The organism is Streptomyces sp., from assembly GCF_036566765.1.
Lineage (GTDB): Bacteria > Actinomycetota > Actinomycetes > Streptomycetales > Streptomycetaceae > Streptomyces.
In genome coordinates this window covers 1-3,756 of the sequence record NZ_DATCVQ010000755.1, presented here as the reverse complement: position 1 = coordinate 3,756, position 3,756 = coordinate 1, and the positions used below count along the sequence as shown (strand labels likewise).

Below are 3,756 nucleotides of genomic sequence, written 5' to 3'. Positions count from 1 at the left end.
GGTCGGCGCTCTCGCGGCCCCCGGCGACCGGTTCGGCGCCCGCTCCGGCGCGGTCCATGCGCGCGGCGAGCACCACATGGGGCGCGTCGACGTCGGTACGGAGCCGGGCGGCCCGCTCGCGCAGCAGCCGGGGGTCCCGGTCCGGGGCGTCGAGCAGGTCGTCGAGCAGTTCGCCGCGGACGCGCTGCTCGGCCTCGCCGGCCGAGCGGCGGGCGAGCAGCAGCAGGGAGGTCACCAGCGCGGCGCGCTCCAGCGTGCGCTGGTCGACGGGGTCCAGGTCGGGCTGGCCGCGGAGCACCAGCGCGCCGAACTCCTCGCCGCCGGCCGAGACGGCGGCGATCCACTCGTCCTTGTCGCGGACCGCATGACCGCCGGAGAGTCTCGCGGGGCCCGGCGGCTCGTCGGTGAACTCGACGGCACCGCCGAGGACTTCGGAGACCGCGTCGGCCACGTCGTGCACCCCGCCGCCGTGCACCACGAGCTCGGTGAGCCGGTCGTGGACCTCCGAGGCGCGCTCGAGGACGGCGCTGTGCTCGCGGATGATGTCGTTGGCCCGCTCCAGCTCGGCGAGGGCGGAGCGGGTCTCGGCGAGCAGGTTGGCGGTGTCGATGGCGACGGCGGCGTGCGCGGCGAAGGAGCCGAGCAGGGCGACCTGGCCCCGTTCGAAGACCCGGGCCCGCCGGTCGGCCGCGAACAGCACGCCGATGACCTGGCTGCCGAGGGTGAGCGGCACGCCGAGGATGGCGACGAGGCCCTCGTCCCGTACCGCGGTGTCGATGGTGCGGGTGTGCTGGAACCGCTCGTCGTCGAAGTAGTCGTCGGTGACGTAGGGCCGGGCGGTCTGGGCGACGAGTCCGCCCAGGCCCTCCCCCATGCCGAGCCGGAGCTGCTGGAAGCGGGCGGAGACGGAGCCCTCGGTGACTCGCATGTAGGTGTCCCCGGCCGCCGGGTCGTTCAGGCTGAGGTAGGCCACCTCGGTGCCGAGAAGCGAGCGGGCGCGCTGGACGATGGCGCGGAGCACCGCGTCGAGGTCGCGCAGCCCGGAGAGGTCGTGGGCGGTCTCGAAGAGCGCGGAGAGCTCGGCCTCGCGGCGGCGCCTGCCCTCCAGCTCGGCCCGGACGCGCAGCGCGAGCTGCTTGGCCTCCTCGAGCTCGGCCAGCGCCTCGGGACCCGCGCCGCCCGCACGGGCGAGCAGCGCGGGCCTGTCGTACGCCTCCGCCGCCGCTCCGCGGGCGAGGAGCTCCAGGTAGGAGGCCTGTTCTTGGGACATGGACACAGGGATACCTGTCGTACGGGTGATCGCACCAGCCCTGTGGACGGTGGACATCAGTGGGCGGTCCAGCCGCCGTCCAGGGTGAGCGAGATGCCGGTGATGAAGGATGCCTGGGGGGCGCAGAGGTAGAGCACGGCCTCGGCGACCTCCTCGGGCTCGATGAGCCGCTTGACCGCCGAGTCCTTCAGCAGGACGTCGGTGAGGACCCGCTCCGGGGGGATGTCGTGGGCCGCGGCCTGGTCGGCGATCTGGCGTTCGACGAGCGGGGTGCGGACGTAGCCGGGGTTCACGCAGTTCGAGGTGACGCCGTGCGGCGCCCCCTCCAGGGCGGCGGTCTTCGAGAGCCCTTCGAGCCCATGTTTCGCCGCCACATAGGCGGACTTGTAGGCAGAGGCGCGCAGCCCATGGACGGAGGAGACGTTGACGATGCGGCCCCAGCCCTGTGCGTACATGTGCGGCAGCGCGCCCCTGATCAGCCGGAACGGTGCTTCGAGCATCACCGTGAGGACGGTGTGGAAGACGTCGGGCGGGAACTCCTCGATGGGGCGGACCAGCTGCAGTCCGGCGTTGTTGACGAGGATGTCCGTGCCTGCGGCCGCCGCCTCGGCGGCGTCGAGGTCGGTGAGGTCGAGGACCTGGGGCTCGACGGCGCCGGGCAGCCCGGCGGCCCGCTCGGCGAGGGCGTCCAGCCCGTCGGCCGCCCGGTCCACGGCTCTGACCTGGGCCCCGGCGGCCGCGAGCCGGAGCGCGCAGGCACGGCCGATGCCGCCGGCCGCGCCGGTGACGAGCGCCGTGCGGCCGGCGAGGTCGAGGGTGACGGAACCGGGCGCGCTCGCGGATGCGGACGCCGGTGCGGGACCTGGTGCGATGGGGGCGGTCATGTTCCGCACCCTATGAACCACCGCACCGGTCACCGATGTGGTCCGCACCCATACTTCACTGGGGAGGGATGGGGTCGAACCATGTCGGTTCGTCGGCGAGCGCCTGCTCGATCCGGAAGTGCGAGAACCGTTTCATCTGCGGCAGCGCGTCCACCTCGAACCAGCCGACGTCCGTGGACTCCTCGTCGTTGACCCGCGCCTCGCCGCCGACGGCCCGGCAGCGGAAGGTCACGTCCATGAACTGGCACTGGTCGCCGTTGGGGTAGACGACCGGCTTCCGCAGGGTCTGGACGAGCACGACCCGCTCCGCCACGCAGCGCACCGCGGTCTCCTCGTACACCTCGCGGACCGCGCAGGCGGCGGGCTGCTCGCCCGGTTCGACGATGCCGCCGATGATCGCCCACATACCGTTGTCCGCCCGGCGGCCGAGCAGCACCCGCCCCCGGTCGTCGAAGACGACGGCGCTCACTCCGGGCAGGAACAGCAGTTGGTGGCCGGCGGTGGCGCGCAGCTCGCGAATGAAATCGGGAGTACCCATGCCTGCGACCCTAAATCCTTGTGGATCTAGGGTCGGAGAAATCGGCAGAGCTGCCTCTCAGGCCGTCCGGCCGCCGCGCGCCTTGCGGGCGCGCACCGCGGACCAGCCCAGACCGGCGGCCGCGAGGCCGAGCAGCAGCATCTCCGGCACGATGCCGAGCCGGGTGGCCGGGGTCTGCGAGGAGCGCAGCGGCACGTCCGCCACCAGCGCGTCCGGGGTGAACATCGCCGACTTCTGGACGACCCGCCCGTCCGGCTCGATGATCGCGCTGACCCCGCTGGTGACGGGCACGACCACGGAGCGGCTGTGCTCGACCGCCCGGACCCGGGACATCGCGAGCTGCTGGTACGTCATCTCGCTGTGCCCGAAGGTGGCGTTGTTGCTGGGCACCGCGATGAGCTGCGCGCCGTGCGTGACGGTGTCCCGGACCGCCCAGTCGAAGGCGGCCTCGTAGCAGGTGGCGAGCCCGACCTGGGTCCCCGCCAGGTCGAAGACGCCGATCTTGGCACCCGGTCCGAAGTCGCGGCTGACCCGGTCCACGTTGCTGTTGAAGATCCGTACGAAGGACCGCATCGGGATGTACTCGCCGAACGGCTGCACATGCCGCTTGTCGTAGGTGGCGACCGGACCCCGGTTCGGCTGCCACTCGATGAGGGTGTTGCGCAGCTTGCCGGTGTCGGGGGCGAGCACCGCGCCGATCACGGTGGGCGCGCCGATCTTCTTCACCGCCCGGTCGATGACGCCGTACGCGTCGGGGTAGGCGAACGGGTCGATGTCGGAGGAGTTCTCCGGCCACAGCACGAAGTCGGGCCGCTTCGCCGTTCCGCGCGCCACGTCCTCGGCGAGCTGGGCCGTGCGGTTGGCGTGGTTGTCGAGGACCTGGCGGCGCTGGGCGTTGAAGTCCAGGCCGAGGCGGGGGACGTTGCCCTGGATCGCAGCGACGGTCGCGGTGCCGTCCTCCGCGCCCGCGTCGACCAGCGGCAGCGCGGCGGCAGCGCCGGCGACCGGCACGAGCACGGCGAGGACGGCGGCGGTGAGCGGTCCGCGCGGCAGCCGGCCGGTGC

Annotated in this window: 4 protein-coding genes; all 4 read right to left on the bottom strand. The window is 73.0% G+C overall.

Annotated features, from left to right (window positions below; all coding sequences use genetic code 11):
* Positions 1-1,270, bottom strand: a 1,270-nt coding sequence (locus VIU94_RS43700) for a GAF domain-containing protein (RefSeq protein ID WP_331921133.1), incomplete at its 3' end; no start/stop codon positions are given.
* A gap of 56 nt (positions 1,271-1,326) precedes the next feature.
* Positions 1,327-2,154: a 3-hydroxybutyrate dehydrogenase gene (locus VIU94_RS43695; protein WP_331921131.1), complete on the bottom strand. Its 828-nt coding sequence runs from the start codon at positions 2,152-2,154 to the stop codon at positions 1,327-1,329.
* A gap of 55 nt (positions 2,155-2,209) precedes the next feature.
* On the bottom strand, positions 2,210-2,692 hold the full coding sequence (locus VIU94_RS43690; protein ID WP_331921129.1) for an NUDIX hydrolase: 483 nt from the start codon (positions 2,690-2,692) through the stop codon (positions 2,210-2,212).
* 57 nt (positions 2,693-2,749) lie between these two features.
* Positions 2,750-3,756: apolipoprotein N-acyltransferase (gene lnt, locus VIU94_RS43685; RefSeq protein WP_331921127.1), on the bottom strand; the 1,007-nt coding region annotated here is incomplete at its 5' end.